Source organism: Kribbella sp. VKM Ac-2571 (assembly GCF_004362255.1).
In the GTDB taxonomy this organism is placed as follows: Bacteria; Actinomycetota; Actinomycetes; order Propionibacteriales; family Kribbellaceae; genus Kribbella; species Kribbella pratensis.
In genome coordinates this window covers 124,062-148,842 of sequence record NZ_SNWS01000004.1, presented here as the reverse complement: position 1 = coordinate 148,842, position 24,781 = coordinate 124,062, and the positions used below count along the sequence as shown (strand labels likewise).

The following is a 24,781-nucleotide window of genomic DNA, read 5'->3' as shown; positions in this document are numbered from 1 at the left end:
GCCCCAACCCCGGCACGGGCGGATGCAGTGGTGTCCAGTATCACTCGTACCCTTCGATGCCTTGGGCAAACAGCGTTCCAGGCGCGCCGGGCAACGAAAAGTGCTTGCATAAGGCAATTACCATCGCCGCACTTCGCTGCTTACCCTGCCGACTGAACCGCTTCAGGCGTTTGCGATCCTGTACCTATGAACGATGTCGTCATCCGCCGCGCCACCGCTTCCGACGTCGCCGCGATCGTCGCGATGATCGCCGACGACCAGCTCGGCGCCACCCGCGAGTCGCTCGACGACCTGACGCCGTACCTGGCGGCGTTCGAGCAGATCGACGCCGACCCCAACCAACTGCTGATGGTTGCTGATCGCAACGACGAGGTGATCGGCACGCTCCAGCTGACGATCATCCCCGGGCTGTCCCGCCGCGGCTCCACCCGCGGCCTGATCGAGGCCGTCCGCGTCGCCGCCCCCGCCCGCGGCTCCGGCCTCGGCGCCATGCTCGTCCAATGGGCCGTCGAAGAGTCCCGCACCCGCGGCTGCACCCTCGTCCAGCTCACGTCGGACAAGTCCCGCACCGACGCCCACCGCTTCTACACAAACCTGGGCTTCGCCAACACCCACGAAGGCTTCAAACTCAAACTCAGCTGACCCAGGTCGCAGGTGCGGCCCACGTGTTACAGGCCGCCGGGGACCTGGCCGCGAACGCACCGTCGGTCCACGAGGTGTTGCTCGCCTGCGATCCGTGGTCCCGGACACCATCCGGCTGGTCGTCGTCGCCCCCGTGCGCAGCCCAGCGGTACGCGTTCAACCTGTCGTCGTACAGGTTCAGGGGTGCCTGGTTGGCGCCGAGGAAGGCGGACCCGAAGCAGGACGCCTGGAGCTCCTGGCGGCGCATCTGCTCGAGGCGAGTCGCGCCGGCCGTACGGTCCCAGCGATCGTCGTAGTACGTCGAGATCCTTACGAGCTTCTGCACGTGGTGCCCGTACTCGTGCGCCATCAGGAACTGGACGGTTGTCCGGGCCGCCACGGGCCCGGTCTTTTCATCCTCGACGAGCTGGTCCCAGTCGAGATAGATTCCCGAGTTCGCTCTGCAGTAGTACCCGTAGTCCTCCTTGCCGAAGGTCCCGCAGGCGGTCTTCGAACCCTGGTTGACGGCATAGATGACCGCAGGCACGAACTTGACGTGCGCACCCACCACCAGCGGCTTCCACGCCCGCTGGAGACAGTCCAAGACCGCGCTCGCGTACTGGTGCACCGCCTGTTGCGACCGCACTGCGACATCCGGCAACCTGCACGCCACCGCCGGAACCTGTCCCACCGAGTAGATCTCGTTGTGGAGCAGGTAGATCTCCTCCTGCTTTCGGTACGGCGGGGTCGCCGCCACCGGACTCGGTGCAACCCTCGGCCTCGGCGTCGTACTCGACGTCGGTTCATGTACCGCGCTCGAACCAGGCGTCGCCGGGAATGCTCGATCCGCGAGGTCGCACCCGGCGACAGTCACCACGAGCAACCCGGCGACTCCCACCAAGGCCGCTCGGCGCACGCTCAGCTCACCTTGGCCGCGGGGGCGGTGAAGGTGTTGCAGAGTTTGGGGTCGGCGGATTTGAAGGCGGGTTCGGACCAGAGCCAGTAGTTCTTGCGGGAGCCGTGGTCGCGGATCTTCTTCGGGTTGTACTCGTCACCGCTGTGCTGGGTCTCCCATTCCCAGAGCTTCAGCTTGCGGCCGGACAGGCCAAGAGCCTTCTTGTTCGCGCCGAGGAAGGCCGCGCCGAAGCAGCTCGCCTGCAGCTCGGTACGCCGGCTCCACTCGAGTTCCTCGGCCTTCGTCTTCGCCCAACCGCCACGCGAGTCGGCGGCGGTGAGCATCTCGGTGAGCTTCTGCACGTGGTGGCCGTACTCGTGCGCCATCGTGTCCATCATCCACACCCGCGCCGCGAGCGGATCCGCCTTGTAGAACTTGGCGTCTTCCTTCCAGCTGACGTAGATGCTCTCGTCAGCCGGACAGTAGAACGCGACGTCCCCCTCGCCGGTGCAGCTCGCCGAGGTGTTCTGGCTCGTCTGCAGCACCACCTTCGGTGGACGGAACGGGTAGCCGGACCTTTGCAGCGCCGGCGCCCAGGCCTTGTCCAGGCAGGGCGCGAGAGCCCTGTAGTACCGCAGGATCGCCGACTGGGAGTCCGGCTTGATCGCCGGCTCCTTGCAGCTCACGGCGGCGACCTTGCCGGACGCATAGATCTTGTTCTGCTGCAGCCGGACGACGTCCGGGATTCCTTGTTTGGTGACGGTGACCGTCGGGTTCGGTGGGATGGGGAGTGGGGCCTGGGACTTTCGCACCGAGGGTTGGGCGAGCGGGTTTTCCACGTTGCCGTAGGAGTCGACGAGGCGGAAGCCGGCGATGGTGGCGCCGGTGAGCATCAGGATGACGAGGATCGACAGGCCGACGACGACCGGCCGCGAGTACTGGCGTGGCGGGGCGGCGGGTGGTGGCTCGGTGGTGAACTGGGCGCCGGAGCGGGACGGGTTCGAGTGCCAGCCGGTCGGGCGTGGGCCGCCGACGCGGCGGGTGCCGGTCAGCGGGGTGAGCGGTACGCCGGTCTGCGGCGCGACGGGCGGGCCGCTGTACTCACTCGCCGTACCCGGTTCTGTCGGCAGCGGACGCGCCTTACGGCGTACCGCGGCGTCGTCGAGCGACACCGAGCGGGCTCGGCCCAGGCCGCCGGGCTGTGTGCTCTTCAGGGTCAGCGGGCGTGTGCCGGCCGCCGGTTCACCGGACGCGAAGTGCCCGGGCCCCGGCACACCTTCCTCGGAGTCAGGCATCGATCGTTCCTATCTCGCTCAGCTGACCTTGGCGGATGCTGCGACGAAAGTGTTGCAGGACCCGGGGTTGGTTGTCGCCAGGCCCTGGTTCATCCACAGCGCGAGGCTCTTGCTGGAACCGTGGTCGCGGACCTTGTCCTTGGTGTGCTCGTCGCCGCGTCGCTGGATGAGTCCGTTCCATTGCCGGAGCAGTTCGCCGCGCAGCGGGAAGCTCGTCTTGGCCGCACCGAAGAACACCGCGCCGAAGCAGTACGCCTGGAGCGCGGCGCGCCGGTTCATCTCCAGCTGCGCGGCCTTGCTCGCCGCGGTGTCGGCGAGGTTGTCGGAGGCGTCGGCCATCCCGGTCAGGTTCTGCAGGTGTACGCCGTACACGAAACCGAAGGACTGGGCCATCTCGGCGCGTACCTCGGCCTTGTTCTTCGGATACTCCTCGACGAGCTCCTGCCACGGCATCGTCGCGCTGCCGCCGTGCTCGTCCTGGCAGTACAGGGCGAGGTCGTGCTGTACGCCGCACGCGGTCTCGTCGCCGTCGGAGAAGATGACCAGGTTCGGCGACCGGAACCCGAACCCGGCCTTGGTGACGATCGGTTCCCAGGCCTTGTCCATGCACGCGGTCAGCGCCTGGTAGTACGAGCGGACGTTCTCCATCGACGTCGGCCGGAACGCGGGTTCCGGGCATTTCGCCGCGGCCAGCGCCCCGGCGGCGTAGATCGGGTTCTTGCCGACGATGTCGGTGTCCGGCGTCCCCTTGCCGATCGGGCCCTTGGTCGTCGGCGCGCCGCTCGACGTCGCGGACGGCGTGCCGTTCGGGTTCGGGAGGTTGAAGTTGGGCGAGGAGAGCACCTTGACCGCGAACGTCGCGCCGCCGCCGAGGAACACCAGCACCGCGACGACCATCAGCGCGATGAGCCCCTTGGACCGCTGCTTGGGGACGAACGGCACCGGCTCCGGGTGGAACACCTCCCGGTACGCCGCCGCCGCGCGACCGTCCAGCGGCGGGCCGAGCCGGCTGCCGGAAAGCGTCGTACGGCGGGAGTCGATCCGGGACCCGCTCAACTGCGGGGGCGTCGGCGGCGCTTCCCCGCCGAGCCGCGGCGTGGGTGCCGCCAACGGCGCCCCCGACGGTGCCTTCAACGGCGCGGTCGACGAGGCGTTCGACGGTGCCTGCGACGGGGCATTCGACGGGGCGGAAACCCCCGGTTTCCGGTCGTCGCCCGCGATCTGGTCACCGTCGCCGCCTGGCAGGAAGTGCCCAGGCTTGGGTGCCGGCTTGTCCGCCATAACTTCCCGCTTCTCCCCAGTACCGGCCGTCCGCCGGTCCCACCCGATGCATCAGAAAAGCCGGAACACCCCCAGTGCCGGCCGCCGCACGATATTACGGCCTGGACCGCCACCCCGAGAACCGCATTGCACCTATTGACATCATTCCGCGACCACCCGCCGACTGCCGCCTACGGACCGCATTCAGTCGGCTACGCGGCCGTGGGCGAGGAAGTGGGGGCTGGCGGCTTGGAGTTTGGGGTCGGATTCGACCTGGCGGGCGAGGAGGACCGCGGCGGGGAGGAGGGTTTCTATGGCGTCCGGGGCGGCGTTCTGGAGGATGTTGCCGGCGGGACCTTCTATGCCGAGGACCTCTACGCCGGTGAGGCCGGCTGCGGTGAGCTCGGTGGCGAGTTCTTCGGCGTGGTGGAAGTAGGCGACGGTGAAACCGTTGGTGCCGTCGATGCTGCCGGACGCGAACGCGTCGAGGAACAGCGGCAGTCGCTCCTCCGTGAGCGTGCCGTTGCTGCCGGCCTCGAGCAGGCCGCCGTACCGATTGATGCCCGCGGCGACGACTACCCCACCGGGACGCGTCACCCGTACCGCTTCGGCCAACGCCCGCGCACGATCCGCCGCGTCGACCAGGTGGTAGAGCGGACCGAGGAGCAGCGTCACGTCCACGCTCGCATCCCCCTGCCGGAGCGCCCGCGCATCGCCTTCCTCCGCCGCGAAGGTCCCGATCGTCGCCGCCTGCTCCACATGCTCCGGAACGGGGTCGACCAGCGTGACCTGATGCCCGTCCGCCGCAAGCCATCGCGCGTGGACGCCGGTCGCACCACCGACATCCAGTACGACGGACGCGGGCGGGAGCCACCGCCGCAGCAACTCCTGGGTACGCAGGAACTCGAGCCGGCCGTGCCCGCGGACGATCAGCCGATCGTCCTCGACGTACCGGTCCCGATAGAAGGAGCGAATCACCGGATCAAGTTCAGTCATTCCCCCACTGTCCTGGACGAAAATTCCAGGCACATCCCGTTTTGCTCCCACTACCCTGCGGCTCGTCGCCCGCAAGCAGTGAGCCGCCTGGCATGCTGGGGGCATGAGCTGGGCTGTTTACGCGATGCGCGGGCCAGGAGGCGTACGGCGCCTCGACGACATTCCGGTCGACTACGAGCCACCGGCCGTCGGTCTGGCGACCGACGTGGTGGCCAAGGTCCGGGAGGTGGTGCCGGACGTCGACACGAGCAAACCGTCCTGGCTGGCGCTGCGAAGTCCGGAGTACGACGTCGAGATGACGATCGGCAAGGGCGTCGAGGTCCGTGACATCACCTTCTACCTGAACGACGGCCCGCGGTCGATCCCGATCGTGATGGAGATCAGCCGCCGCCTCGGCGTCACGCCGTACGACACCGAATCGGGCAACTTCCTCACCGAGGAGTCCCGGCCGCCGGTCCCGCCCCCGATGACCGCCGACGAGATCAAGATGAACAAGCCGAAATGGTGGAAATTCGGCCGTAAGTAACCCTCCGACCCCAACCGCTGGCACTATTGCCTGCCCCTAGCGCCTGTCCCCACTTCCCGCCGCGAGGTCAGGGGGCGCAGTCTCGACAGGACATGTCAGCCGAGGGGTAGTGCACCTGAGCGTGAACGTGGCCGTGCGTACGGTGTCTCGCTGGTGCTCTACCTGTCGAGCTTGCACACCATCGGCCGACGGGGCGCGCGCCGTACGTCGTGCGCGTTCAGTGGTACGGGCGACAGGAATGGTGCATGGCGGGCGACAAGACGTGGTGGGTGCAGACCAATCCATCGGTGGCGTCTGGTTGGGGTATCCCGCGTCTGGGACGCCGCGCCGGTGTCTGGGAACAGGAAATTGCCTGTCTCACGGGCCCGGGGCCTGTTCCCACATCCGGGTGGTGGGGTTGCGGACTTGCGGAACGAGATCGGGCTGGCGGCCACACCGCGGTTCTGGATCCGGGTGCCTGGCCGGTCGTCGGCGGTACCCGTGTAGGCGACGACCCGCAGGTTCCGTACGCCGCGAGACCAACGTCGAGCGAAAGCCTCAGTCCAGGACGGTGAGGTCGGTTGGGCCGAGGCGGAGTGTGCCGGAGGTGAGTGGGGTTGCGCGGATGCCGCCGTGGCTGCGCAGCGCCTGCATCGCGCCGGGTGCGAGGACCTCGTCCATCCACGCGCACGGGTTGGCCGGGCGGTTCGCCTGGAAGGTGATCGACCCCAGCGTGAAGCGCCGGCCGGGTACGCGGGTGCCGTCCGCGGCGCGGTGTGCGGCGAGCTCGTCGATCGGGAAGCCACGCAGGGTGATGTTGCGCCGGGTGAGGTGCGGGTCGAGTGGTGCGTCCAGGTTGAGGACCCGCTCGACCTCGTCGAGGGAGGCGGCGTCGATCAGCGTGACGGCCGCGTTCGTGTGGATTGCTTGGGCGTAGTAGCGGTCGCCGACGACGCCGAGGTCGGCGCGGACCTCGATCTCGGTACGCGCGACCGGTTCGGGGTCGGGGCGCGGGCCGTCCTGCGGGCGTCCTTCGAAGGCGTGCTCGCGGGAGACGACGAAGGCAACGAGTTCTACTCTCATGATTCAGCCCCAGGTGAGCGGATCGAGGAGACGGAAGAAGTACAGGCGGCGCGCGTCCGGGTCCGGTACGCCGTACGCCTCGAGGAACGGCGCCGGGTCGGCGGACCACTCGTCGTGGAGCTGGATCGTGGTGAGGGCGAGGTCGGAGTACCGGTCGGCGATCCCGAGCCGTCCGAGATCGATCAGGCCGGTGACTTCGAGGGTCTCGGGGTCGAAGAAGATGTTCGGCAGGCAGGCGTCGCCGTGACAGACCACCGGCTCCAGAACGCTCTCGATGTAGGGGCGCTCGGCAACCACCTGGGCGAGCAGCTCGGACGGCTGCAGGCGGCGCCATTCGTCGGTGAGGTACGCCGGGTTCACGGCATCACGCCGTACGACGTCGGTCGCCGTCGCGATCACCTCCGCCAGCGGCCGCTCGAACGGGCAGTCGGTCAGCGAATGCAGGTCGCGAAGAGTCGTCCCGAGGTTCCGCATGGCACGATCGTGCGACGCCGGCGGGAGGGTGTCGCCGGGAACCCCCGGCACCGCAGAGGTCACCAGACACGCGCCACCCGAGGACGACCCGACCCCCGACCCGAGACCGTCAGGCTGGGGCGAGGTCAGCTCGAGCCAGTCCACCACCGTCGCGCCGGGGAAGCCGGTCCCAGCGAGCCACGTGATGCGGTCGCGTTCGGCTGCCAGCTCGGCGATGCCGGACGGGCCGCAGCACTTGGCGAAAGTGTTGCCTCGGCGATAGACCGACGTGTTGGACTCGCCGATGTCGACCGGCTCCCAGTCGTCAGCCGGCGGCGCGTGCAACGTGTTCCCTGGTGTGGTTGAGGATCGCGGTCACCTGATGTCGACTCAAGAAGACTCCCGGACGATGAGTTGCCAGGGGAAGTCGAACACTTCGCCGGGTGCACCCTCCCGGTCCGTCAGTCTGCTCACGATGATCCGGGCGAGCGCCTCGTTGAACCCGACAGGTCCGACGGTGGACAGCGACGGGTCCAGGTGCTCGCCTTCGGGCGTGTTGCCGACCCCCACGATCGCCAGATCCCCCGGTACGTCGATGCGCAGCCGGTGCGCCGCCCGGACGGCGGCGATCGCGGCGAAGTCGGTGGTGCAGTAGAGACCGGTCGGCCGATCGGGCTTGGACAGCAGCGCCATCGCGGCCCGGTACGCGCCCTCCGGATGCTGCTCGAAGACCTCGATGTCGTCGCTGCTGATCGGCTTGCCGGCCGCGCGCAACGTGTTGACGTACGCATCGAAGCGCGCGAACCCGGTGGTCCGCGAGGTGAGCGCGCCGACCCGGTCGTGGTGCTCCAGCAGGTGCTCCACGGCGAGGTGGCAGCGCGGCTCGGCGCCGGAGCGGATCACGTCGAAACCCTGCGGTTCCAGGGTTTCGCTGAACGCCACGATCTGCACGCCCTGCGCCGCGAACGCCTCGAGCTCGGCGATCTGCTCCGGGTCGGGCTTGATGCTGTCGATGAAGATCACGTCCGGTGTCCGGTTGGACAGCACGGTCCGCCAGTCGCCGTCCGCGACGATCAGCGCGGTCTTCCCGAGCGGCGACACCGCCGTACTGACCGTGGCCGCCACGGCCTGCGACCACGGGTCCGCGAGGACGTTCAGCGACAGCAGGACGAGATCGGACTTGCCGGTCCGGATCGCGCGGGCCGCGTCGTTGCGCCGATACCCCAGGCGCGACGCGGCCTCGCGGACCCGGTCCGCGGTCGAGTCCTTGATCGTGTGGCTGCGGTGCCGTCCGGACAGCACGTAGGACACGGTCGCGACCGAGACACCGGCCTCCTTCGCCACCATCCGCAGCGTCGGCCGCTCAGCCAAAGGTGAGGACATATATCGATTCTTGCAGATCAGCCTTTGACCGCACCCGTAATAACGCCCTTGGTGAAGTGCCGTTGGAGGAATGGGTACACCATGGCGATCGGCACCAGCGCGACCACGACGACGGCCATCTGCAGGGACTGGGGCTGCGGCGGCGGGTGGACACCGAGCTGGTCGGCGGACAGCGACTTGCCCTGCAGGACGTAGGTCCGCAGGATCACCTGGACCGGCCACTTCGACGTATCGTTCAGGTACAGCAGCGCGTTGAAGAACGCGTTCCAGAAGCCGACCGCGTAGAACAGCCCGACGACCGCGATCACCGCCTTCGACAGCGGCATGATGATCCGGCGCAGGATCGTGAAGTCGCTCGCGCCGTCGATCCGGGCGCTCTCCAGCAACTCGCCCGGCACGTTCATGAAGAACGTGCGCAGTACGACGAAGTTGAAGGCCCCCAACGCACCGGGAAGGATCAGCGACCACAGGCTGTCGAGCAGCCCGAGCTGCTTCACCACCAGGAACATCGGGATGATGCCTGGCGCGAACAGCAACGTGAACAGCACCATCAACAACACCGGCCGCCCGAACAGCACCGGCCGCGACGTCGCGTACGCGAGCGCGATCGTGACGGCCAGCGCAATCGCCGTACCGACGAGCGTCACGAACACGCTGACCATGATCGCCCGGCCCATCAGACCGCCGCTGAACAACGTCTGGTACGCCTTCACCGTCGGATGCGACGGCCACAGCACATACCCGCCCGCGTCGATGATGTCCTTGTCACTGGCCAGCGACGTCGAGATCACGACCAGGATCGGTACGACGATCACCAGCGCGAACCCGCCCAGGATCACCGCCTTGATCGCCTGGTAGCCCGGCGACGGATTCTCTTTCCACACAGGTCTCATGAACGCCTCTGGAAGATTCCCGGCTCGCCGAGCCGGTGAGCGAGTGAGTTGGCACCCCAGAGCAGCAACGCACCGACCACACCCTTGGCCAGGCCGGCCGCGGCACCGCTGCTCCAGTCCCCGCCGACCACACCGGCGTAGTACGTGAACGTGTCCAGTACTTCGGCAGCACCTGGACCGACCGAGTCGCGTTGCAGGATGAACTGCTCGAACCCGACGCTGAGGATGTCGCCGATCCGCAGGATCAGCAGGAGCACGATGACCGTCCGCAGCGCCGGCAGCGTGATGTGCCACAGCCGCCGCCAGCGCCCGGCGCCGTCCGCCGCGGCCGCCTCGTAGAGCGAGACGTCCACGGTGGTGAGCGCCGCGAGGAAGATGATCATCGCCCAGCCGGCGTCCTTCCAGATCAGCTGCGCGACGACGAGCAGCGGGAAGGTGTCCGGATTCGTCATGAACGGGATCGGGTCCAGTCCCGCCTGCCGGAGCAGGTTGTTGACGAACCCCGCCCCGCCGAGCGACTGCTGGAACAGCGTCACGACCAGCACCCAGGACAGGAAGTGCGGCAGGTACGCGATCGTCTGGAACCAGCGCCGGAAGCGGTTGCTGACCAGCGAATCGACGATCAGCGCCAGCCCGATCGGCACCGGGAAGAACAGCAGCAACTGGACGGCGGCCAGCAACAACGTGTTCCGCAACGCGTCCCAGAAGTCCGGGTTCGCGTACAGGTTGACGAAGTTCTGCAGGCCGTTCCACTCGCTGTGCATGATGCCGAGGAACGGCTGGAAGTCCTGGAACGCGACCACGTTGCCGATCACCGGCAGGTAGAAGAACACCAGCAGGAAGACGACGCCGGGAATCATCAGCAGGACCATCTGCCAGTCCCGGCGCCACTTCGCCTTCAGCGGCAGGCCGTTCTTGGCCCGCCGCTTGTCCGAGTTCGCCTTCAGCATCGATCAGGACCCGGTGACCGGAACGCTCGCCGGAAGCACGGCCGCGAACTCGTCGCGCATCTTGTCACCGCCGCCGGACTTCCAGCGCTTCAGCGCCGCGTCGTACGCATCCATCTTCTGCCGGCCGGTGACGATGTCGACGATCGTGTCCCGGAACGCCGCGGTCAGCTTCGGGCCGACCTTGCTCGACGTGTCGGAGTACGTGCCGGCCGTCGGGTTCCGCATCGCGAACTTCAGCAGCTGCTGCTCGGTCTCGTAGATCTTCTTGGTGTCGTCCGGGTACGCCGGGTTGAAGATCACGCTCTCCGGGGAGTTCATGATCTGCAGCGCGCTGACCAGACCGGGCGCCTGCTGCTGACCGGCCTTCGTCAGCACCGGGTTCATGTTCGCGTCCAGCTGGTACTGCTGCCCCTCCACGCCGAAGTTCTTCACCAGGTACTCCTTGGTGCCGAACGGCGCCGACAGGTAGTCCATCAGCGCGAGCAGCTCGCGGATCCGGCCCTCGTCGGTCTTCTTGAACGGCGTGAAACCGACCGTGCCGTAGCCCATGTCGTAGACCGGCTTCGCCTTGCCGTCGTGGCCGAACGGGATCATCGTGTCCACGAACAACGTCGGGTCCAGGTTCCGGAAGTCGGCGGTCGCCCGTGGGCCGACCGTGACCTGCGCGGCGATCTGGCCGTTCACGGTCTTCGGGGTGGCGTCGGCCAGGTTCAGGTCCGGGTAGAACACCTTGGCCGCCCAGAGCTTGGCGGCGTACTCGACGGCGGCCTTGTAGTTGTCGGTCTCGTACATGTGCGTGAGCGAGCGGTCCTGATTCACCCGCCAGCTGGTCGGGGCGCCGAACCACTCGCCGAACATGTGCAGCATGTTGATGATCGCCGGCTCGAGCGCGTAGTTCGTACCGTTGGTGAGCTCCTTGCACTTGGCGAAGAACTCGTCCGCGGTGGCGCACTGCAGGCCGCCGACCTTCGCCCAGGTCTTCGGGTTGCCCATCATCACCTGGCCGAACGGCGTCGACGGGATCGGGGCGCCCCAGATCTTCCCGTTCACCACGGCGGTCCGCCAGGAGGCCGGCTTCAGCGCGGCCAGGTTCGGGTACTCCAGCACGGCGTCGCCGGACAGGTACTTGGTCAGGTCCTGGAACTTCGCCTCGAGCATCGGTCCGATGTTCGGGATGCCCTGGTTCGGCGGCAGCCACATCAGGTCCGGCAGCGAGTCGCTGGCCAGCAGCGTCGCAAACTTCTCCGGGTAGCCCGGGTCGGTGCCGATGGTCAGCCGGAGCTCACCGCCGAGCGCGGAGTTCAGCGCCTGCCACATCGGGTTGCTGCCCATCGGCGGCGGAGGCGTCGCGAACGTCTCGGTCAGCGCGGTGACCGCACTCTTCAGCGGCGGCGCCTTCACGCTGGCGACCGCGTCCGCCGGGAACCTCAGGAACCCGGGCTCGAGGCCGGACTCGGCCCCCGGGAAGTCCGGGTGCAGCCCCTCGAACGGTTTGTACGTCGGCAGCTTGAGGTCGCCCGACGCCTTGGCGCCGCCTCCTGCCGCCCCGCCGTCGCCGCAGGCCGCCAGCGTGGAGGTGGCAATCGCCGCACCGGTCACCTGCAGGAACCGTCGCCGACTGATCATAGTTGCTCCAAGTTTCGAAGAAGTGCTCACTAACACTCACTTAAACGTTAACCCGGACCGTAAACCTGACCAGCCCCTCGATGCAAGGCGCCAACACACAAAACCGGCGGCCGCAGGACTCGAGATCCCGCGGCCGCCGGCCGTCGTAGGTACTTCAGTAACGTCTCAGCAGCGCACGATCAGCCCGGTGACCGCGGTGCAGCTCCGCGTCGCCTTGTCGTTCGTCGCCACCGGATCGTCCGGCGAACTCGCCGTACGTTGGGCACTCGCGGTCAGAGATCCGACGGTCAGCAGACCCGTGTCAGCACTGAAGGTCCGGGTCGCACTAGCTCCGCTGGCCAGTGACGCGATGTCGCAGTTCACCGATCTCGTCGTCCCCACGCGCGTACAGGTACTGCCGGCGTACACGAGCCCCGCCGGGTAGGTGCCGACCACCCGAACTCCGGTCGCGTCGGCCGGCCCGTTGTTCTTCACCGTGACGGTGTACGTGATCCGTGCGGTGACCACGGTCCGCACCGAAGCAGTCATCGACACCGCGACATCGGCGATCTGCGGTACGTCGGTGATCGTGAGCGCCGGCCCGTCAAGGATCTCGAACGCATAGTTCTCCCCGATGAACTGATGCTGCAACGTGATCGTCCCGAGCGGAGCGTCGTCCTTCACCCGGAACGTGAACGTCACGGTCCGGGACTCGCCCGGCGGTACGTCGTGGACGCCGCCCCGGACGCTGACGCCGAGCGTGTCGCAGGCGTACGCACCGGGACAGGACACCAAGTCGACCATCGCGGGCAGCGATGTCTCCTTGGCGTACAAGCCGGCTTTCCCTCCGACGATCGTGAAGTCACGGTCGTTGTACACCGTCTGCGTGACCGTGAAGGTCTGCCCACGAGCCACCGAGGTCGCCCCCACCTCGATCGCACTGGACGGTGGTACCGCATGGGCGGTCATTGGGACCGCCACCAAAGTCGCGCCGGCGACGGCCGTCACCAGCGCAGCACGAACCGACTTCCAGGCATGCATAGCAAGCCCCCATTCCCCATGAACCCCAGTCAACCGCCCCCACGGCCCGCCGACGGCGGTCCAAGCAGTATGTAGTTGCCACTGTCCGTGGTCAACCACTTGAAACACCCACTCGACTTTTCCTTGCGGCGGGGTGTCACTCTTTCGATTGATCCCGGGCGCCTCCGGCTCAGCCGTTGCAGTGAGCAAGGACTAGTCCGTACGGCGCTCCTGGTCGTCGCGGCCGTCGCGTTTCTGGGGTTCTGCCGGTGGTTGTGGCCGGCCGAGCCGTCAACGCCTCGTGCCTACTGGCGATCGGCGTACTGATGACGTGTGCGCTCCGCCCCACGTGGTCGCGAGAACGCGTTCTGGCGTTGGGATTCGGGGTCGGTGCACTGGGACTGACACTGGAGCCGATGCGGTCGACGTTCGCCCTCGGGCAGGTCAACCTGATCCTGCTCGTTCTCCTGCTCGCGGATCTGCTCGGGCGGACGCCGTCGCTCGGCGCTCGCGATGTTGTGGGCGGTGGTCACGGTCTTCGGATTCCCTTGGCTGGCACCGAATCACGACGACCGCGAGTACCACCTGCACGGCTTCGGCCTGCTTCTCGGGAAGGCGTACGCCGTCCTCGCCGCGACCACGATCCTGCACGCGGCATACGTTCAGAGTGACAGCCGGTCGAGCAGCTCCTCGACGCGTTCGGTACGGCCCGTGTGACGGTGACGTTCCCAGTCCTCGCGGGACAGCGTGTCGCCGACGAGTTCGAGGGCTTCCGCGAGTTCCTCGTCCAGGTACGGGTTGGAGATCTCGAGCCGTTCGCCCATCGCCTCCTCCGCGCCGAACAGGTGGGCGGCGCCGACCGGATCGCCGCGCCGGATCAGCAGGTTCATAACGGTGTTCGAGAACGCCATCGTGAGAATCGGGCTGCCGAGCGCCAGCACGGTCGGCATCAGCCCGCGGGCGAGCTCGGCGGCCTCGTGGATCCGGCCCGCGAGGATCAGCAGATACGCGAGGTTCTGCCCGTGTGTGGCGATCTCGTGCGCGTCCCCGATCGACTCGGTGATCGTGAGGGACTCGCGGAGCAGGTCCTCGGCGCGCTCCAGGTTTCCGAGGTCCTCCTCGATGCCGGCGAGGTGGCTGAGCGCCCGCGCCAGGAGCCAGTCGTTGTCGAGGGTACGGAGTCGTTCGACCGCCCCGGTGAGCGTCGCCCGCGCCGCCTCGAGATCGCCCTGCTGCCGTTCCACCGACGCGAGCATGGGCATCCCGAACGCGATGCCGACCGGGTCATCGAGCTCCCGGGCCATCTCCAGGCTGCGCGTCGCCAACTCGTGGGCACGTTCCGTCTCGCCCTGCAGGAGCAGGAGGTTGCTCAACCCGCGCAGGCAGGCGGCCAGCTCCGGCGACGACCTCGTACCGGCGGCCGCGATCACCTGCTCGTGCCAGGCGCGACTCTCACCGATGTAGCCGCCGAACAGCCAGACCCAGGCGAGCGCCGAGCACAGGCGCAACGCCGTCCTGATGTCGTTTTCGGTCGCCCAGGTCAGTGCGGCGCGGAAGTTGTCGAGGTCCGCCTCGGCCCTCTCGACAGGCGGCTCGGACATCGTCTTCTTGAAGGCCTCGAGGTGGCCGGCGAGGTCGGCGTAGTACGTCGCGTGTTCGCGGTGGACCGCCTCGGCTTCGGCGGTCAGCTGCAGCTCGTCGGCGGCGTATCGGCGGATGGTCTCCAGGAGCCGGACGCGGGTGCCGTCCGGTCCGTCGGACAGCGTGATCAGGTTGGCGTCGTGCAGCTCGGCGAGGGCGTCGATCGGATCGATGCCGGTAGCAACTTTCTCGACCGCAGCCAGGTCGGCGCCGCCGGCGAAGACGGCGAGGCACCGGAAGGTACGGCGGTGTTCGGGGCCGAGCAGTTCGTACGACCAGGCGATCGTGTCCCGCAGCGTCCGCTGACGTTCCGGGGTCGCCGTGCTGGTGGACGCGATGTCGAGCGGTTGATCGATCCGGGCGAGCAGCTCATTGACGCTGAGCAGCCGCACCCGCGGCGCGCACAGTTCGATCGCGAGCGGGAGTCCGTCGAGGCGGCGGCAGATCGCGACCACGTCGGCCGAGTTCTCGGGAGTCAGATCGAACGCCGGCCGGACGGCCTGGGCGCGCTGCACGAAAAGTTGTACGGCGGCATCTGTGATCGAGAGTGGCAGCACCGGGTGCTGCCACTCGCCGGTGAGGCCGAGCGCGCGCCTGGAGGTGGCGACCAGTTTCACGTGCGGCGCGCCTTCGATGATCTCGTGGACGACCTTGCCGGCGTCCGGGAGCTGCTCGAGGTTGTCGAGCACGAGCAACAGGGTCCGCTGCGCCAGGTAGGCGACGATCCGGCCGCGCTCCCGCGGCGGGATGTCGAGGACTTCGGCGATCGTCGTCCACAGCACCCGCGCGGACGTGACCGCCGCGAGCGGAACGAAGTACACCCCGCCCGGGAACTTCGTGGTCAACTCCGCGCGACGCCGATCCCCAGGCGGGTCTTCCCCGACCCGCCTGGTCCGGTCAGGGTGACGAGCCGTACGTCGGGGCGCGCGAGCAGACCGGTGACGCGGTCGAGATCCTGTTCGCGCCCTAGTAGCGGGGTCGCAGGTGCCGGCAGGCTGGTTGACGTACCGAGAGTGCGTGGTGGCGGGAACTCGGCCTTCAGCCCGTCGACAGTGACTTGGAGCAGGTGCTCGGGCTCCGGGATGTCCTTGAGGTGGTGCGTGCCGAGATCGCGCAGCGTGACCCCGTCGGGCAGTTGCGTCAGCTCACCGGTGGCGGCGGACACCACGATCTGCCCACCGTGTGCGGCGGCCCCGATCCGTGCCGCGAGATGGACGTCCATGCCCCAGTAGTCGCCGTCGTACACACCCGGCGTACCGGTATGAATCCCCATCCGCACCCGCAACCGCTCGTCGTCGGGCCAGCGGTGCTCTTCCAGTCGCCGCTGCCCGTCGACGGCCGCCCGGACCGCCTCGCCGGCCGTCCCGAACACGACGAAGAAACTGTCGCCCTCGGTGCCCATCTCGGTCCCGCCATACGCCGTCCAGACCGCCCGCAGGATCCGCCGGTGATCTTCCAGCGCCTCCAGGTACCGGCCCCCCAATTCCCCCACCCATGCCGCCAGTCTCAACCGCCGACCCGGCGGTGCGCCAGTGCATGGGGGTGGCTCGTGGAACCGTCAGCCCCCTAGCCGATGCCGGTGGTGCTCTCGCGGACTACGAGGCTGAAGGGGGCTTGCAGGCGCTGGGGCTCGCCGCCCGGGCGCTGGTCGCGGAGGGCCTGCAGCGCCAGGCGGGCGATCGCGACGCGGTCGGGCGCGACCGTGGTAAGCGTCGGGAGGGTGGCGAGGTCGTACGGGATGTCGTCGAACCCCACCACGGCCACGTCCTGCGGCACCCGCAGACCGCGCAGGACCAGCGCACGGATCGCGCCCATCGCCAGCCAGTCGGTGGCCGCGAAGACCGCGTCCGGCGCCGGGTTTCCCTCGTCCAGCCACTCGCCGAGAGTCCGCTCGGCGTCCTGGCCGCGCAGGCCGCCGGTCGCGAGCACGATGTCCTCGTCGACGGGCAGGCCGGCCGCGGCGAGCGCGGCGCGGTACCCGTTGATCCGCTCGTCGTTCATCCGTGGTCCGGGTGCCAGCGCCATCACGTGGCGCCGGCCGAGCTCGAGCAGATGCTCGGTCGCTACCTTGCCTGCCTCGCGGTTGTCGATCCCGACGTGATCGGCGTGGTGCTCCGCGCCGGCCTTCTCACCCAGCAGGACGAGCGGCAGCGCCGGGTCGCGGTTCTGCACATCCTCCGCGGTGAGCCCGAGCGGGCTCATCACGATCCCGTCGAGACGGGCCGGATGCCGTTCGGTGAGCAGAGCGAGCTCGGCTTCGCGGCGGCCGCCGGTCTGGTGGAACTGCACGATCCAGCCGAACGCCTCGGCCTCGTCGAGCATCCGCGCCGCGAGCGAGGCGAAGTACGGCCGGTCGAGCTGCGGCACAGCGAGCGCGATCACTCCGCTGCGTCCCTGCGCCAGGTTCCGGGCCGCGATGTTCGGCCGGTACCCGAGCTTGTCGATCGCGGCCAGCACCCGCTGCCGCGTCTCCTCGCGGACATGCTCGGCGCCGTTGACGACATTCGAAACCGTCTTCATCGACACCCCAGCCGCCTCGGCGACATCGGTCAGGCGCGGCCTCATGGGATGGATACTGTCATTTGAGGCCGGTGTGGGCCATTCCGGCCAGGATGCGGCGTTGGAAGATCACGAACACCACGACGACCGGGACCAGCGTGACCACGCTCATCGCGAACAGTGCGCCCCACTCCGAGCTGCCGGTGGCGTCCAGGAAGCCGCGCAGCGCGACCGGCACCGTCAGCCGGGTCCGCGTGGACAGGTAGATCAGCTGGCTGAAGAAGTTGTTCCAGGTCCAGATGAACGAGAAGATCGCCGTCGTCACCAAGGCCGGCGACAGCAGGGGCAGGATGATCCTCCGGTAGATGCCCCACGCCTCGCAGCCGTCGATCCGCGCCGCGTCGTCCAGCTCGACCGGGATCGACCGGATGAACTGCACCATCAGGAACACGAAGAACGCGTCGGTGGCCAGGAAACTCGGCATGATCATCGGCCAGAAGGTGTCGATCCAGTTCAGTTTCCGGAAGATCGAGTACTGCGCGATCAGGGTCACGTGACCGGGCAGCATGATCGTCGCCAGCATCAGCGCGAACAACGTTTTCCGGCCCACGAACGTGAGCCGCGCGAACGCGTACGCGGTCAGCGAGCAGGTCAGCACGTTGCCGATCACCACCGCGGCGCAGATGATCAGCGAGTTCATGAGGTAGATGCCGAAGCTGGTCCCGGTCGACGACCAGCCGAGCGCGTAGTTCCCGAGCGTCGGGTGCTCCGGGATCAGCCCGGGACGGTCGAAGATCTCCTTGTTCGGCCGCAGCGAGGCGCTGATCATCCAGAGCAGTGGGTAGAGCATGACCAGTGCGCCCACGATCAGGCCGGCGTGGGCCAGTACGCGCTTCATCGACGTACCCCTTCGTCTCCGTAGAACACCCAGGTGCGGCCGAGGACGAAGTTCAGTCCGGTGAAGACCGCGATGATCAGCAGCAGCACCCAGGCCATCGCGGCGGCGTACCCCATCCGGAAGTTTCCGAACGCCTGCTGGTAGAGGTACAGCGTGTAGAACAGTGTCGAGTCCGACGGGCCGCCCTTGCCGCCGCTGATCACGAACGCCGGCGTGAACGCCTGGAACGCGCCGATGATCTGCAGCACCAGGTTGAAGAAAACCACCGGCGACAGCAGCGGCAGCGTCACCCGCCAGAATCGTTGCCATCGGCCCGCACCGTCGACCTCGGCGGCTTCGAGCACCTCGTCCGGGATCTGCCGCAGGCCGGCCAGGAAGATTACCATCGGGGCGCCGAACTGCCAGACCCGGAGCAGGATCAGGGTCAACAGCGCCGTACCCGGCTCGGAGATCCAGCCGCGGCCGTGGATTCCGAAGATGCCGAGTACGTCGTTCAGCAGGCCGTCACTGCCGAAGATCTGCTGCCACAGCAGGGCGATCGCGACACTCCCACCGAGCAGGCTCGGGACGTAGTACAGCGCTCGGTAGACGGCGAGACCTTTGAGCCCTCGATTCAGGAGTACGGCGACGGCGAGCGCGAACGCCATCTCGAGCGGCACCGAGACGCCGACGTATATGAAGGTGACTTTGAGCGACTGCACGTACCGCGAGTCCTGGAAGAGCGCCGTGTAGTTGTGCAGCCCGGTCCATTCGGGGGTGTTGAGCAGCGCGTAGTCGGTGAACGAGTAGTAGAGCGACAGCAGCATCGGGCCGATCGTCAGCCCGAGTACGCCGATGAACCAGGGCAGCAGGAAAAGGTACGCCGGAACGCTCTGCCTCAATCGGGAAATCACTGACCGAGAGTCTTTCCGGACAGGTCCACGAACTCCTGAGCGCCCGCTGCCGGGTTGCTCTTGCCGAAGCCGATGTTCTCGGCGATCCGGTCGAACCCGGTCAGCAGCTCGCCGTATCCTTTCGGCCACGGCTTCGGCGACGGACCGACCTTGCCGGCCAGATCCTCGACGTACTTGATCGCCCGCGCGCCGGCCGAACCGGCGTCCGCGGAGACCAGGTCACGCGCCTTCTTCGACGGCGGTACGCCGAGGAGGATGCCGATCGCCTTGATCGCCTTCTCGTCGTTCAGCAGGAACCCGATCAGTTTCGCCGCGTCCTCGGGATCCTTGCTCGCGGCCGAGATGCACCACAGGTCGAGGCCCTTGACGAACTGCCCGGTCAGATCGCCGGCCTTGCCCTGCGGGACCGGGAGAACGGCCAGCGGGCTCTTCACCAGCGGCTGGTAGAAGGTGACCTGCTGGACCCAGCCGAACTGCAGCGGAGCCTTGCCGGTGGCGATCAACGACTTCTCGATCCCCGTCGTCTCACCGCTCACGTTCTGCGGCGGCGCCGCCTTCGCGCTGCGCAGGTCCGCCCAGTACTGGAACCATTCCTGGACAGTTTCCTTGGTCGTCAGCAGTTTTCCGCCGTCGTCAGAAAACATTTCCGTGCCGTGCTGACGCGCGTACACCTCGAACAGCTGGAAGTTCCCGGCCTGGTCGCTCGACCCGAATGAGCCCTGCACCGAACCGGAGTAGTCGCGCGCGAACTCGGCGAACTTGTCCCAGGTCCAGCCCTGCGCCGGTACCGTCCCGCCGGCCTTCTTGATCGCGCCCTCGTCGACATACATCGAGTAGCTGATCGAGCTCTGCCCAATCCCGTAGTTCTTGCCGTCGGCAACACCGCTGGCGGCGACATCCTTGTCGAGACCCGACGTGTCGATCCCCAGCGAACCAAGGTCCTTCAGCGCACTCCGCCCCGCGTAGTCGCTGAAGTAGCTCATCGACATCCGCAGTACGTCGGGTGCGTTGTTGCCGGAGGTCTGCGTGGCGAGCTTGTCCCAGTAGTCGTCGAAGGGAGCGCTTTCCGCGGTGTACTCGGCGCCACCGCTCGACTTCCACGCGTCGAGGGCCTTGTTGAGCGCCTTGGTCACCGGGTCCGGGCCGTACCAGGAAACGCGCATCGGACCGGACTTTCCGGAGCAACCCGGGACGGTGATCGCCGCGGCGGTCGCGGCCCCGAGACCGAGCAGGGTCCGGCGGGTAAGGGTGTTCATGTTGGATCTCCTTGGGGTGCCCAGCGCCAGTTGTGGGGCAGGCGGAGCGGGGTGTAGTTGCCGTTCGGGAGGTCGTCGGTCAGCCGTGCCTGCCAGCGGGCGAGCTGATGCAGGAGGCGGGCCCGGACGGCGACATGCGCGTCGTCGTCGAAGAGGTTGTCGAGCTCGGCCGGGTCCTGTGCCAGGTCGTACAGCTCACCGGGCAGGTCGGCATGGACGATCAGCTTCCAGTAGCCGCTGCGGAGCATCCGCGCGGCGCCGGATTGGGTGACGGTGTTCAGCTCGTCGAAAGTGGGGCCGTCGTACGCGAAGTGCAGCGGCGGCCGGGCAGTCACGGCGTACGCGCGACCGCCGTACCCGTGCTCGGCGATGATGCTGTCGAACTCTTCCTCGGGTGCGTCCTCGCCGCGGGTGAGTGGCAGGAGGCTGCGGCCCTGGACGCCGTCGGGGATCGGTTGGCCGACGGCCTCGCAGATGGTGGGCAGGACGTCGACGATCGACACCGGTTCGTCGCGCCGCTGAGGGTGTACGCCGTCGCCGGTGATGATCAGCGGGATCCGCATCAGGAACTCGGACAGGCCGGCGCCCTTGCGCTGCAGGCCGTACTCGCCGACGTAGTCGCCGTGGTCGGCGAGGACGATGGTGAGGCGCGGACGCGTGCGTTGGGCGAGACCCTCGTGCAGGCGAGCGATCTGGTCGTCGAGGAGATTGAGCATGCCGAGGTAGTTGGCGGCGTACCGGCGCCACTTGTCGTCGTACCCGGGTCGCTTCTCCTCCTGGAGCCTGCGCAGCCAGGCGTAGCTGCCGCCCTTGACCTCTGTTGCCTCGGGCCCCGTTGTGCGGTCGGGGACATCCTGGGGGCTGACCAGGTCGAAGTACGGCTGCGGGACCTGGTACGGGTTGTGGGGCTCGGGATAGGAGACCCAGAACAACGCTGGCTGATCGGGGTCGACTTGTTGCGCTGCCTGCAGTGCGTCGGTGGTGATCCGGTAGGGCAGTTGGTTCTTCACGTCGTACGGCGTCGGCTCGTCGGAGACGCCGTGGTCGAGGTCCTCGAGCCAGGTGTCGAAAGCGTTTTCCTCGGCGTTCCGCTCGGGTCCATGGGTGTGGAAGTACGGACCGGCGTACGTGTCGAAGTCCTGCGCGTCGCGGTGCATGTGCGGCTTTCCCGCGAAGTGCAGTTGGTAGCCGGCGGCCCGCAGTACGTCGACCAGGTCCTGGGCGAACCGTGCGTGCTGGGCGTTGCTGTTCTGCCGGACGTGATGCGCGCTCGGGAACCGGCCGGTGAGCAGGCTGGTGCGCGCCGGAACGCACGCCGGGGCGGCCGTGTACGCGTTCCGGAAATCCGTTCCGCGGTCCGCCAGGCTGTCGACGAACGGCATGGTGTCCACCGGATACCCGCTCCGCCGGGTCAGCCTCACCCGCTGCTGATCGGTCATCACGATGACGATGTCGGGACGCATCTACCTGCTCTCTGCTTGAGGTTTACAGCGCTGTAATGCAGCGCTGTAAACCTTGCCGCAGGCCTCCGCCCGACGTCAAGAGGTGAGCTGTGCGCCGGATAGCCTCGGCGTCGTGATGTACGAGCCGATGAGCCGACGCCTGGTCATTTCGTTCGCAGTGATCGGCGTGGTCCTGGCCGTCGCCGGGCTGATTGCGCGGCGGCGAACATCACGGTCGCGGTCGTGCTGTTCCTGGTGGCCGTCATGATCCTGGGTCTGGCCGGTTACGGCGTCCTCGATCGCACAATCGGCGGCCGCAAGCGATCCCGCCCCGCCGACTGAGCTGCGGCTACTTGAGCTGTTCGGCCAGGCGGCGGATGCCGCGTTCGGGGCTGGTGAGGACCGGGACGGTGAGGTCGAGCCCTTCGGCCGCCGAGGCCATCGACGCTTGCGCGAGGACGACCACGTCGCCCGACGCCGCCTTGATGGCGTCCGCCACCAGCGAGTCGTGACGACCGCGATCTCCCGCGACGGCCGCTTCGAACGCACCCGGTACGACGACCTCGTCGATCTCCACGTCGCGTCCTTGGAGCTCGGCCCGCTCACGGAGAAGCGCTGCCGTCGGCTGCACGGTCGTGGGCAGCGTCGCGATCACACTCACACGGTCACCTGCACGAACGGCCTCGTCCGCCATCGCCTCGTCGACCCGATAAACCGGGACGCCGAGACGATCGGCAAGCGGACCGGCGTACTGCGAGATCGAGGAGCAGGTGAACATCACCGCCTCCGCACCAGCCGCTACCGCCGCATCACCGAGATCAGCAAGCCGCTGGGCGATCTGCTCAGCGGCAGTGCCCCGACCCAGATCGGCGACGATCTTGTCGTCGAGCAGGTTCTGCACCTCCACGCCAGGCAGATGCTCGCCTGCAAGCGTCGCGAACGTCGGAATGACCACAGCCCCGGTATGCAGAAAGGCGATACGCGTCATGCGGGCGCTCCTCACGTGTCAATCGCGACGCATGTCCGCGCCAACCTTGACACGTTCCCGACGCTTCACGCAATCGTTTGCATGCAGAACGACGCCCCGGTGCCCCTCAGTGCAGAGCGACTGACAACAGCAGAACAGACGCAGTACGAGCATGTACGTCGTGACGCTGTGGAGGCACCGCCACGAGATCTCCCGCCCGCAGTTCGACCTCGGCGTCACCTGCCCGCAGGACGACGTCTCCCTGCAGGCACATCAGCGAGGCGTCTCCGGGGCTTTGATGCTCGCCAAGAATCTGACCGGCATCCAGTGCGATCAACGTCTGCCGCAACCGGGCGCCGGGCCGGGTGTACAACGTTGTCGCACTACGTCCGCTGTCACTCTCCCCAGCCAACTCCAGGTGAACGGCCGCCAACTCCTCGACACGCAAGACCTCCATCAGCCGATAGTCGCACCGACCCGACGAAGACTCCACCCCCGCCCCGTTGCAACTGCGCCACGTATCGAGCATCCTCGGCTCAGACGTCGCGCGCGACGGCCAGATCAGGAAGCAGCGCCTGGCGATGCGTCATGCGACTGTCCGCTCGGCCCGGCGGATCGAGCGCTCCATCCCGAGGCGCCACAGCAACCCGGCTCGGGATGATTTCCGAAGCCGCCCCTCCTCACGCATCACAGCGAGGAAGTGGTCGGCGAACCCAGCCCGAGGCTCTCGCGCGTGAACCTCGTCGACGCTGCTCAGGGCGATCTCCAACCGCCGCGACCCAACCACGTCAAGATGCGTGCCCGCGTGCAACAGATGCGCCTCGGCACCCCACGACAGCGGTACGGCGACGTTGAAGTGCGCCGCGATCGCATCAGCCACACCGTCAGCCATCGCAGCACCCCCACCCGCCTCGATCACGACATCACGCGCGACCGTCGCCCCATGTACGGCGAAGCAGGCAGCCTCCGGACCGGGACGATGCGCATCGACGAGCGCGACATCATGCAGCAGCGCAGCGACGTACAAGCGCTCACCGTCGTACTCGAGCCGATCGAGGTCGGCCAGCATGCAAGCCCACAGCCAAGAGCGCACGCTGTGATGCAGCAAGGGCGCGGGCAGGACAGTCCGAGCGAAGCCGGTGACGTGCTGCGCGACGACCGTGCTCGGCGGAGTTCGATCGACAGCGAGCACGGCTCCACCCCGACGCCGCGGCGCGAGCTCTCGAACGATCGCCTGAGCGACGAACCGCACCTGGTCCCACAACCCCAGCGCACCGTTGGTCTCCGCCACCCAGTCCGGCGAACCTATTGCTGCCATCGCGCCAACCCTTCCCGCGCGACAAGCTCAGGCCGATCCTCCGCGACGTACGTGAAGGAGTCAGGGATCAGGTGCACCCGAGTCCCGAGCCGCTCGGCGTATGCCGTCGCGTGTGCCGTCGGGAACACGTGATCCTCCCCAGCCCACAGCAAATCGACCGGCTTACCGAACTCCTCGACGAGCGTGGCGGCGGCACCCCGGCTGTACCGCTCGTCGACCGACCCGATCGCCTTCCGTCCGTCGTACCGAATCGCCGAATCGTTCAGTACCGGATCGATGTAGCTCCGCATCGTCACGTCGTCGATCGGGTACTTGGCCAGCCAGCCGTACGTGTTCCGCCATCGCCAACTCCCCGGCCATCGCAGCACCTGATACAGCGCGCGGTACGTCAACGGATGCACCGCCGTCCGCTTGAGCAGCGGAAAGCCGCCCGGTGTCGGCGGCCACGTGCAGTCCGGTGTCTCACACGAGGCCAGCACCAGCCGTCCGATGCGCTCCGGGTACGTCGCCGCAGCGAGCTGACTGTAGGCGCCGCCCGAGTCGTTGCCGAACAGGATCACGTCCCGCAGATCGAGCGCGATCAGGAAATCCGCGATCAACGTCGCGATTCCGGGCGGCGACAGGTCGGCGTCCCGGTTCATCGGCACCAGATGAGACCCCAGCGGCCAGTCCGGCGTGATGCACCGGAACTGCCCCGCCAACAGCGGCACGAGCTTCCGCCACAGGTTCGCGTTCACCAGATACCCATGCACAAAGACGATCGGCGGACCGTCCCCGACTGCGTGGTACCGCAGCGTCCCGGCCGGCAGCTCGACCTCGTACGCCGTACCCAACCGCGCATCGCGCGAGTCCGTCATCACGCCGCGACCTCCTTCTTGTAATCATTGCAAGAAGTGTCCGCACATTAG

Annotated in this window: 25 protein-coding genes; 3 read left to right on the top strand and 22 right to left on the bottom strand. The window is 67.7% G+C overall.

The window, feature by feature from the left end:
- The first annotated feature begins 186 nt into the window (after positions 1-186).
- Positions 187-642 carry a GNAT family N-acetyltransferase gene (locus EV651_RS11115; protein WP_133784842.1) on the top strand — a complete coding sequence of 152 codons (456 nt, stop codon included), beginning with the start codon at positions 187-189 and terminating at the stop codon, positions 640-642.
- Here the strand turns inward: EV651_RS11115 and EV651_RS11110 are convergent.
- The 4 genes from EV651_RS11110 to EV651_RS11095 all read right to left on the bottom strand — a co-directional run bounded on the left by EV651_RS11110 (position 635) and on the right by EV651_RS11095 (position 5,067).
- Positions 635-1,537 (bottom strand): neutral zinc metallopeptidase, encoded by a 903-nt coding sequence (locus EV651_RS11110; protein WP_166658580.1) that lies wholly within the window; start codon positions 1,535-1,537, stop codon positions 635-637. The genes EV651_RS11115 and EV651_RS11110 overlap by 8 nt on opposite strands.
- Before the next feature lie 2 nt (positions 1,538-1,539).
- Positions 1,540-2,811, bottom strand: a complete 1,272-nt coding sequence (locus EV651_RS11105; RefSeq protein ID WP_133784838.1) for a neutral zinc metallopeptidase — start codon at positions 2,809-2,811, stop codon at positions 1,540-1,542.
- Between the two features lie 18 nt (positions 2,812-2,829).
- Positions 2,830-4,092 (bottom strand): neutral zinc metallopeptidase, encoded by a 1,263-nt coding sequence (locus EV651_RS11100; protein ID WP_133784836.1) that lies wholly within the window; start codon positions 4,090-4,092, stop codon positions 2,830-2,832.
- 183 nt (positions 4,093-4,275) lie between these two features.
- Positions 4,276-5,067 carry a bifunctional 2-polyprenyl-6-hydroxyphenol methylase/3-demethylubiquinol 3-O-methyltransferase UbiG gene (locus EV651_RS11095; RefSeq protein ID WP_133784834.1) on the bottom strand — a complete coding sequence of 264 codons (792 nt, stop codon included), beginning with the start codon at positions 5,065-5,067 and terminating at the stop codon, positions 4,276-4,278.
- Between the two features lie 103 nt (positions 5,068-5,170).
- Between EV651_RS11095 and EV651_RS11090 the strand changes: the two genes are divergently transcribed.
- Positions 5,171-5,593, top strand: coding sequence for a hypothetical protein (locus EV651_RS11090; protein ID WP_133784832.1), 423 nt, complete (start codon positions 5,171-5,173; stop codon positions 5,591-5,593).
- A 537-nt stretch (positions 5,594-6,130) separates the two neighbouring features.
- On the opposite strand, the gene EV651_RS11080 is transcribed toward EV651_RS11090, so the two are convergent.
- The 7 genes from EV651_RS11080 to EV651_RS11050 all read right to left on the bottom strand — a co-directional run bounded on the left by EV651_RS11080 (position 6,131) and on the right by EV651_RS11050 (position 12,908).
- Entirely contained in the window at positions 6,131-6,655 is a 525-nt protein-coding gene (locus EV651_RS11080; RefSeq protein WP_133784829.1) for an MOSC domain-containing protein, read from the bottom strand.
- 3 nt (positions 6,656-6,658) lie between these two features.
- Positions 6,659-7,453, bottom strand: coding sequence for an aminoglycoside 3'-phosphotransferase (locus tag EV651_RS11075; RefSeq protein WP_133784827.1), 795 nt, complete (start codon positions 7,451-7,453; stop codon positions 6,659-6,661).
- 45 nt (positions 7,454-7,498) lie between these two features.
- Complete coding sequence (locus tag EV651_RS11070) at positions 7,499-8,491, bottom strand: LacI family DNA-binding transcriptional regulator (protein WP_202870279.1); 993 nt, start codon at positions 8,489-8,491, stop codon at positions 7,499-7,501.
- 17 nt (positions 8,492-8,508) lie between these two features.
- The gene (locus tag EV651_RS11065) at positions 8,509-9,384 is read right to left on the bottom strand and encodes a carbohydrate ABC transporter permease (RefSeq protein WP_133784825.1); all 876 of its coding nucleotides are present in this window, start codon (positions 9,382-9,384) and stop codon (positions 8,509-8,511) included.
- Positions 9,381-10,334, bottom strand: coding sequence for a sugar ABC transporter permease (locus EV651_RS11060; protein ID WP_238156806.1), 954 nt, complete (start codon positions 10,332-10,334; stop codon positions 9,381-9,383). The genes EV651_RS11065 and EV651_RS11060 overlap by 4 nt, the downstream gene beginning before the upstream one ends.
- A gap of 3 nt (positions 10,335-10,337) precedes the next feature.
- A complete protein-coding gene (locus tag EV651_RS11055; protein WP_133784823.1) occupies positions 10,338-11,960 on the bottom strand; it encodes an extracellular solute-binding protein in 1,623 nt (540 codons plus the stop codon).
- Positions 11,961-12,125: 165 nt separating this feature from the next.
- A complete protein-coding gene (locus tag EV651_RS11050) occupies positions 12,126-12,908 on the bottom strand; it encodes a DUF11 domain-containing protein (protein WP_166658579.1) in 783 nt (260 codons plus the stop codon).
- A gap of 320 nt (positions 12,909-13,228) precedes the next feature.
- On the opposite strand from EV651_RS11050, the gene EV651_RS43245 reads away from it, so the two are divergent.
- On the top strand, positions 13,229-13,630 hold the full coding sequence (locus tag EV651_RS43245; RefSeq protein WP_166658578.1) for a glycosyltransferase 87 family protein: 402 nt from the start codon (positions 13,229-13,231) through the stop codon (positions 13,628-13,630).
- On the opposite strand, the gene EV651_RS11040 is transcribed toward EV651_RS43245, so the two are convergent.
- From EV651_RS11040 to EV651_RS10990, 11 genes are all read right to left on the bottom strand, one after another.
- Positions 13,622-15,445: a tetratricopeptide repeat protein gene (locus EV651_RS11040; protein ID WP_133784819.1), complete on the bottom strand. Its 1,824-nt coding sequence runs from the start codon at positions 15,443-15,445 to the stop codon at positions 13,622-13,624. The two genes, EV651_RS43245 and EV651_RS11040, sit on opposite strands and share 9 nt — an antisense overlap.
- Positions 15,442-16,092: an adenylate/guanylate cyclase domain-containing protein gene (locus EV651_RS11035; protein WP_166658577.1), complete on the bottom strand. Its 651-nt coding sequence runs from the start codon at positions 16,090-16,092 to the stop codon at positions 15,442-15,444. Before EV651_RS11035 ends, EV651_RS11040 begins: the two co-directional genes overlap by 4 nt.
- Positions 16,093-16,166: 74 nt before the next feature.
- Positions 16,167-17,165 carry a LacI family DNA-binding transcriptional regulator gene (locus tag EV651_RS11030; RefSeq protein ID WP_133784815.1) on the bottom strand — a complete coding sequence of 333 codons (999 nt, stop codon included), beginning with the start codon at positions 17,163-17,165 and terminating at the stop codon, positions 16,167-16,169.
- A 13-nt stretch (positions 17,166-17,178) separates the two neighbouring features.
- Positions 17,179-17,997 (bottom strand): carbohydrate ABC transporter permease, encoded by an 819-nt coding sequence (locus tag EV651_RS11025; protein WP_133784813.1) that lies wholly within the window; start codon positions 17,995-17,997, stop codon positions 17,179-17,181.
- Positions 17,994-18,890 (bottom strand): carbohydrate ABC transporter permease, encoded by an 897-nt coding sequence (locus EV651_RS11020; protein ID WP_202870278.1) that lies wholly within the window; start codon positions 18,888-18,890, stop codon positions 17,994-17,996. Before EV651_RS11020 ends, EV651_RS11025 begins: the two co-directional genes overlap by 4 nt.
- Positions 18,887-20,146: an extracellular solute-binding protein gene (locus EV651_RS11015; protein WP_133784811.1), complete on the bottom strand. Its 1,260-nt coding sequence runs from the start codon at positions 20,144-20,146 to the stop codon at positions 18,887-18,889. Before EV651_RS11015 ends, EV651_RS11020 begins: the two co-directional genes overlap by 4 nt.
- Positions 20,143-21,609, bottom strand: coding sequence for a sulfatase-like hydrolase/transferase (locus tag EV651_RS11010; RefSeq protein ID WP_133784809.1), 1,467 nt, complete (start codon positions 21,607-21,609; stop codon positions 20,143-20,145). The genes EV651_RS11015 and EV651_RS11010 overlap by 4 nt, the downstream gene beginning before the upstream one ends.
- A gap of 328 nt (positions 21,610-21,937) precedes the next feature.
- Positions 21,938-22,576: an aspartate/glutamate racemase family protein gene (locus EV651_RS11005; protein ID WP_133784807.1), complete on the bottom strand. Its 639-nt coding sequence runs from the start codon at positions 22,574-22,576 to the stop codon at positions 21,938-21,940.
- 106 nt (positions 22,577-22,682) lie between these two features.
- Complete coding sequence (locus EV651_RS11000; RefSeq protein WP_133784805.1) at positions 22,683-23,012, bottom strand: cupin domain-containing protein; 330 nt, start codon at positions 23,010-23,012, stop codon at positions 22,683-22,685.
- A gap of 129 nt (positions 23,013-23,141) precedes the next feature.
- Positions 23,142-23,873, bottom strand: coding sequence for an HD domain-containing protein (locus EV651_RS10995; protein WP_133784803.1), 732 nt, complete (start codon positions 23,871-23,873; stop codon positions 23,142-23,144).
- A complete protein-coding gene (locus EV651_RS10990) occupies positions 23,861-24,730 on the bottom strand; it encodes an alpha/beta fold hydrolase (protein WP_133784801.1) in 870 nt (289 codons plus the stop codon). Before EV651_RS10990 ends, EV651_RS10995 begins: the two co-directional genes overlap by 13 nt.
- Positions 24,731-24,781: the final 51 nt, after the last annotated feature.

Excerpts from the sequence above, each read along its gene's own strand:
- EV651_RS10990 (WP_133784801.1), bottom strand. The coding sequence starts at position 24,730 with ATGACGGACTCGCGCGATGCGCGGTTGGGTACGGCGTACGAGGTCGAG.
- EV651_RS11025 (WP_133784813.1), bottom strand. The coding sequence starts at position 17,997 with ATGAAGCGCGTACTGGCCCACGCCGGCCTGATCGTGGGCGCACTGGTC.
- EV651_RS11060 (WP_238156806.1), bottom strand. The coding sequence starts at position 10,334 with ATGCTGAAGGCGAACTCGGACAAGCGGCGGGCCAAGAACGGCCTGCCG.
- EV651_RS11105 (WP_133784838.1), bottom strand. The coding sequence starts at position 2,811 with ATGCCTGACTCCGAGGAAGGTGTGCCGGGGCCCGGGCACTTCGCGTCC.
- EV651_RS11080 (WP_133784829.1), bottom strand. The coding sequence starts at position 6,655 with ATGAGAGTAGAACTCGTTGCCTTCGTCGTCTCCCGCGAGCACGCCTTC.
- EV651_RS11030 (WP_133784815.1), bottom strand. The coding sequence starts at position 17,165 with ATGAGGCCGCGCCTGACCGATGTCGCCGAGGCGGCTGGGGTGTCGATG.
- EV651_RS11010 (WP_133784809.1), bottom strand. The coding sequence starts at position 21,609 with ATGCGTCCCGACATCGTCATCGTGATGACCGATCAGCAGCGGGTGAGG.
- EV651_RS11065 (WP_133784825.1), bottom strand. The coding sequence starts at position 9,384 with ATGAGACCTGTGTGGAAAGAGAATCCGTCGCCGGGCTACCAGGCGATC.
- EV651_RS11100 (WP_133784836.1), bottom strand. The coding sequence starts at position 4,092 with ATGGCGGACAAGCCGGCACCCAAGCCTGGGCACTTCCTGCCAGGCGGC.
- EV651_RS11095 (WP_133784834.1), bottom strand. The coding sequence starts at position 5,067 with ATGACTGAACTTGATCCGGTGATTCGCTCCTTCTATCGGGACCGGTAC.
- EV651_RS11115 (WP_133784842.1), top strand. The coding sequence starts at position 187 with ATGAACGATGTCGTCATCCGCCGCGCCACCGCTTCCGACGTCGCCGCG.
- EV651_RS11090 (WP_133784832.1), top strand. The coding sequence starts at position 5,171 with ATGAGCTGGGCTGTTTACGCGATGCGCGGGCCAGGAGGCGTACGGCGC.
- EV651_RS11000 (WP_133784805.1), bottom strand. The coding sequence starts at position 23,012 with ATGGAGGTCTTGCGTGTCGAGGAGTTGGCGGCCGTTCACCTGGAGTTG.
- EV651_RS11055 (WP_133784823.1), bottom strand. The coding sequence starts at position 11,960 with ATGATCAGTCGGCGACGGTTCCTGCAGGTGACCGGTGCGGCGATTGCC.
- EV651_RS11070 (WP_202870279.1), bottom strand. The coding sequence starts at position 8,491 with ATGTCCTCACCTTTGGCTGAGCGGCCGACGCTGCGGATGGTGGCGAAG.
- EV651_RS11050 (WP_166658579.1), bottom strand. The coding sequence starts at position 12,908 with ATGACCGCCCATGCGGTACCACCGTCCAGTGCGATCGAGGTGGGGGCG.
- EV651_RS11005 (WP_133784807.1), bottom strand. The coding sequence starts at position 22,576 with ATGACGCGTATCGCCTTTCTGCATACCGGGGCTGTGGTCATTCCGACG.
- EV651_RS11015 (WP_133784811.1), bottom strand. The coding sequence starts at position 20,146 with ATGAACACCCTTACCCGCCGGACCCTGCTCGGTCTCGGGGCCGCGACC.
- EV651_RS10995 (WP_133784803.1), bottom strand. The coding sequence starts at position 23,873 with ATGGCAGCAATAGGTTCGCCGGACTGGGTGGCGGAGACCAACGGTGCG.